Raw genomic sequence first — 4,598 nt, 5'->3', positions numbered from 1 at the left:
GAGGTGGAGGAGATCGTGCCGACCGGCAGCCTCGACCCCGACACCATCCACCTGCCCGGCATCTATGTGCATCGCGTGATCCAGGGCGAACACGAAAAGCGGATCGAGCAACGCACCACGCGGCCCCGCGCCGCCTGACGCGCCCGTGAGCGTCTCGCCCTACAGCGGCCTGCCCCAGCGCGCCTTCTGGCGCGGCGGGGTATCGGGGGTTGGGGCGCTCGACCTGCCCGAGGTTTACCACCCGCGCTTTGCCCTGACTCCCGAGACGCGCGTTTTCACGGCCGGCTCTTGTTTCGCGCAGCATGTGGGTGCCGCAATGAAACGCGCGGGGCTAAGGGTGATCGACACGGAACCCGCCCTGCGCGGCATGCCGCCCGAGACCGCCAAACGCTTTGGCTATGGCACCTATGCCGCGCGGTTCGGCAACATCTACACCGTGCGCCAGTTCCGCCAACTGGTGGAGGAGATGCTGGGCCTCTTCACCCCCGCGCTGCCGGTCTGGGAAAAGAGCGGCCGATATTGGGATGCGTTGCGCCCCGGGGTGGAGCCCGAGGGGCTGGCCAGCCCCGAGCAGGTGATGGAAATGCGCGCCCAGAATCTGATCGCGCTGGCCCGTGCGGTGCAGGACGCCGAGGTGATGGTCTTCACCCTTGGGCTGACCGAAGCCTGGGAACACCGCGCGACAGGCACCGTTTACCCCACCGCGCCCGGCACCATCGCGGGCGCCTATGACCCCGACACATTTGTCTTCCGCAACCACGGCGTGGCCGAGATCCTTGAGGATTTCACCGCCGTTGAGGAGATGCTGGCCGAGATCAACCCGGATCTGAAATGGCTTCTGACGGTGTCGCCCGTGCCGCTGGCGGCCACGGCGACCGACGATCACGTGCTGACGGCAACTATGCGGTCAAAGGCGGTGCTGCGGGTGGTCTGCGACATGCTGAAAGACAGTTCGGACCGGATCGACTATTTCCCCTCCTATGAGTTGGTGATGTCGCCTGCCCATCCGACCGGCGCCTTCGCGGAGGATCTGCGCAGCGTGCGCCCCGAGGTGGTGGACGGCATCATGGGCCTGTTCCTAGCCGCTCACGGCCTTGCCGACCGGCCAGAGGGCAAGCAGGCCGAGACGCCCGACCCGGAGGATGAGGCGATCTGCGAGGATGTTCTTCTGGACGCCTTTCGCCCATGACGAGGCGTATCGCGGTTGTCGGAACCTCCAACATCGGCGCGTTGAAATATGCGGCCGGGTCCATCGCATTGGACCATCCCGGCCTTTCCGTCACCTTCTGGGGCCTGCCCGGCGGCAAGTTCGCCGAATGTGCGACCGATCCTGGGGGGGTGTTCCAGCCGCTGCCGGGCGACACCGAGACCCGCAAGCTGGCGCAGCGCATCAATGGGGCCGATCACCTCGACCTGACGCGCTTTGACGCCACGCTGGTCATCGCCGACACGATGGGCTTGCCCTCCGTCCTGTTCGTGGCGGGCAATTACGACGTGATCGACTGGCCGCCGCGGCGAGGCAAACCGCTTTTGTCCGAACCGGGGTTCCGCGCCGCCATGGACGAGGCGATTGCCGCGCGCGCCGACGATCTGGCGCGCCAGTTCCGGGGCGTGGCGCCGCTCTATCTCGCCCGCGCGCCCTACCCCACCACGGTGGTGACGCGGCGCGGCAAGCTCCGCCTTGAACCCTTTGCCTCGGTTGCGGGCCATCCTGAGGCGGCGCGGATCGAACTGCTTTACACCGAGGCGTTGAGCCGGGCACTGGCCGAACGCAAGATGGCCTTCGTCGCGCAGCCACAAGACACCATCGCCGCCCCCTTCCTGACCCGCCCCGAGTTCGGCAAGGACGCGATGGATTTCCGCGCCGCGGGCCGCGTGCTCGACGATCACCGGCACATGAACGCCGCGTTTGGCGCTTCGCTTTTCCGCGCCTTTGCGCTAGCCCTTGGCCCCGACATGACCGGGGCTGCCCCGACACCAGCAAGACAGGAGTGACGCCCATGTGGGACCGCAACCAGATGGCCGCCCGCGCCGCGAAGGAACTGCGCGACGGGATGTATGTGAACCTTGGCATCGGGATTCCGACGCTGGTGTCGAACTACATCCCCGACGGTATGACCGTAACGCTGCAATCGGAAAACGGGATGCTGGGCATGGGCCCCTTTCCGATCGAGGGCGAGGAAGACCCCGACCTCATCAACGCCGGCAAGCAGACCATCACCGAACTGCCGCACACCGCCTATTTCGACAGCGCGACCAGCTTTGGCATGATCCGCGGCGGCAAGATCGCCATGGCGATCCTCGGCGCGATGGAAGTGAGCGAAAAGGGCGATCTGGCGAACTGGATGATCCCCGGAAAGCTGGTCAAGGGCATGGGCGGCGCGATGGACCTCGTCGCGGGCGTGGGCCGCGTGGTGGTGGTGATGGATCACGCCAACAAGCATGGCGAGAGCAAGGTTCTGAAATCCTGCACCCTGCCGCTGACGGGCACGGGGGTGGTCGACCTGATCATCACCAACATGGGCGTGCTTGAAGTGGTCGAGGGCGGCCTGAAGCTGCTGGAACTGGCAGATGGCGTGACCGAGGAGCAGTTGCGCGCCGCCACAGAGGCCACGCTTGTCTGATCCTGGTTCCGTGGAAGCCGCATCCGCGGCGGGGCGGACCCCCCAGGGCACGCTGACGCTGCAGACCGTGCCGATGCCCGCCGACACCAATTCGGGCGGCGATGTTTTCGGCGGCTGGGTCGTAAGCCAGATGGACATCGCCGCCGGCACCACGGCGATGGACCGCGCGCAGGGGCGTTGTGCCACGGTCGCCATCGAAGCGCTGCGGTTTCACGCGCCGGTTCTGGTGGGTGATCTGTTCTCGGTCTACAGCCAGATCACCCGCACGGGCCGCACCTCCATCACCATGCATATCGAGGCCTGGGTGCGCCGCCAGCGCACCGGCGAGCGGATGCTGGTCACCGAGGGGGATTTCACCTTTGTCGCCATCTCGGGCTCGGGTGTCACCCGCCCCCTGCCGCCGGACCTGCCATGACCGATATCCAACGCGAGATAACCGGCACCAAGGGCCGCTATGTCCTGCGCGAGGACGGCGCAGAGGCGGAACTGACCTATTCCATCCTCTCGCCTACCCGCATCATCGCCGATCATACCGGTGTGCCCGACGCGATGCGGGGCACCGGTGCGGGGCTGAGCCTGGTGGAACGTCTGGTTGCCGATGCGCGGTCCGAGGGCGTGCGCGTCGTGGCACTTTGCCCCTTCGTCAAGGCGCAGGCGCGGCGTCACCCAGAATGGGCCGATGTGATCGACTGACGCCTCAGTTGACCGCGATCGGCTGGAATACGCAGCCGTCCGAAATCAGCTCGGGCGGGCTGCGGCAGAGCGAGCGCGCCATCATCCAGGCCGCCAGCACCTTGGGCACGTAATCGCGCGTCTCGGCAAAGGGCGGCACGCCGTTGTTGCGCCGCACAGCCCCCTCGCCCGCGTTGTAGCCTGCCAGCGCCAAAAGCGGGTCACCGTCGAATTCCTCAAGCAACCAGTCCAGATAGGCCACGCCGCCGCGGATGTTCTGGCGGGCGTCGAAGGGATCGGTCACGCCAAATCGCATTGCGGTATCGGGGATCAGCTGCATCAGGCCCTGTGCGCCCGCATGGCTGACGGCCTCGGACCGTCCCGCCGATTCGACTGCCATCACCGCCAGAACCAGCGCAGGCGACACGCCGGTGTCGATGCTGGCCATCAAGATATCGGCGCCATGGTCCGCGATGATCCGGTTGAGCGTGGTCAGGCGCGGCACGCTGAGGTTGGCGGCATCGGGGGACGCCGCCAGAAGGTCCTGTGCGGCCCAAAATCGCCCGGGATCGGCGGGAAGCGTGGGCGAGATTGCCTGCCAGAACCAATCGCTCTGGCCACCGGTACTGCGGCGGGGGGCATCCTCTTGCAGGGCGAGGGCGACGGGTGAGGGCGCGACGGGCGCGGGCGCCGTGGTGTTGCGGGCATGTTCCTCGGCGGTGATCTGGATGTTGATGCGCGGGCCCGTCTGGCCCGCCCCCGGCACCACGACACGCCGGATCGACGCGCCTTGCCCGGGGGGCGCGGCCACCTCCTGCGCGGCGGCGCAGATCGGAAAACTCATCACGAAAAAAATCGCGCACGCGCGCGCCCAACGCTGCCGCATCATCAGTCTGCCTGCTCGGTCCTGCCTTCTACGCCCTTGTTTTCTTTGGGTCGGGCGCTGTCTGGCGGGATGTATAGCACGGATTTCGGGGTGAATCTGCCCTTAAAGAACCCGAGAGAATTCCCAGTAATTTCCCGAACAGGCCCAATTCCTGCCCCGTTTGACCATCAAAACATACACATCCCAAGCGGCCACGGTGGCCGGGGCGAACACTAGACCTGAACCCTGACTGGAGTAACTACCATGACCAACCTGATCCAAAACTTCGCAAATTCCGAATCCGGCGCCGTGACCGTTGACTGGGTCGTTCTGACCGCAGCGCTCGTCGGCCTGGGCCTGGCCGTGATGGCCGTCGTTTCGGGCGGTGTGGAAAACCTGTCGACCGACATCGCACAGGAACTGGCCAACGCACAGCC

Annotated in this window: 7 protein-coding genes; 6 read left to right on the top strand and 1 reads right to left on the bottom strand. The window is 66.4% G+C overall.

Annotated elements, in window-relative coordinates; translation table 11 throughout:
• The 6 genes from C7455_RS15845 to C7455_RS15820 all read left to right on the top strand — a co-directional run.
• A partial coding sequence (locus tag C7455_RS15845; RefSeq protein WP_281269420.1) for a CoA-transferase occupies positions 1-138 on the top strand: 138 nt, incomplete at its 5' end.
• Between the two features lie 7 nt (positions 139-145).
• On the top strand, positions 146-1,189 hold the full coding sequence (locus C7455_RS15840; protein WP_109669827.1) for a GSCFA domain-containing protein: 1,044 nt from the start codon (positions 146-148) through the stop codon (positions 1,187-1,189).
• Entirely contained in the window at positions 1,186-1,995 is an 810-nt protein-coding gene (locus C7455_RS15835; protein ID WP_109669825.1) for a hypothetical protein, read from the top strand. Before C7455_RS15840 ends, C7455_RS15835 begins: the two co-directional genes overlap by 4 nt.
• A gap of 5 nt (positions 1,996-2,000) precedes the next feature.
• Complete coding sequence (locus tag C7455_RS15830; protein ID WP_109669873.1) at positions 2,001-2,624, top strand: 3-oxoacid CoA-transferase subunit B; 624 nt, start codon at positions 2,001-2,003, stop codon at positions 2,622-2,624.
• A 10-nt stretch (positions 2,625-2,634) separates the two neighbouring features.
• Complete coding sequence (locus C7455_RS15825) at positions 2,635-3,039, top strand: acyl-CoA thioesterase (RefSeq protein WP_245904369.1); 405 nt, start codon at positions 2,635-2,637, stop codon at positions 3,037-3,039.
• Positions 3,036-3,317 carry a GNAT family N-acetyltransferase gene (locus C7455_RS15820; RefSeq protein WP_109669823.1) on the top strand — a complete coding sequence of 94 codons (282 nt, stop codon included), beginning with the start codon at positions 3,036-3,038 and terminating at the stop codon, positions 3,315-3,317. The genes C7455_RS15825 and C7455_RS15820 overlap by 4 nt, the downstream gene beginning before the upstream one ends.
• A 4-nt stretch (positions 3,318-3,321) precedes the next feature.
• On the opposite strand, the gene C7455_RS15815 is transcribed toward C7455_RS15820, so the two are convergent.
• Positions 3,322-4,140 (bottom strand): lytic transglycosylase domain-containing protein, encoded by an 819-nt coding sequence (locus tag C7455_RS15815; protein WP_109669822.1) that lies wholly within the window; start codon positions 4,138-4,140, stop codon positions 3,322-3,324.
• Positions 4,141-4,598 lie beyond the last annotated feature (458 nt).

It is taken from the genome of Roseicyclus mahoneyensis (genome assembly GCF_003148775.1).
GTDB lineage: Bacteria > Pseudomonadota > Alphaproteobacteria > Rhodobacterales > Rhodobacteraceae > Roseicyclus > Roseicyclus mahoneyensis.
This window is presented reverse-complemented; position numbering and strand designations above follow the sequence as displayed.

Excerpts from the sequence above, each read along its gene's own strand:
- C7455_RS15830 (WP_109669873.1), top strand. The coding sequence starts at position 2,001 with ATGTGGGACCGCAACCAGATGGCCGCCCGCGCCGCGAAGGAACTGCGC.
- C7455_RS15815 (WP_109669822.1), bottom strand. The coding sequence starts at position 4,140 with ATGAGTTTTCCGATCTGCGCCGCCGCGCAGGAGGTGGCCGCGCCCCCC.
- C7455_RS15835 (WP_109669825.1), top strand. The coding sequence starts at position 1,186 with ATGACGAGGCGTATCGCGGTTGTCGGAACCTCCAACATCGGCGCGTTG.
- C7455_RS15820 (WP_109669823.1), top strand. The coding sequence starts at position 3,036 with ATGACCGATATCCAACGCGAGATAACCGGCACCAAGGGCCGCTATGTC.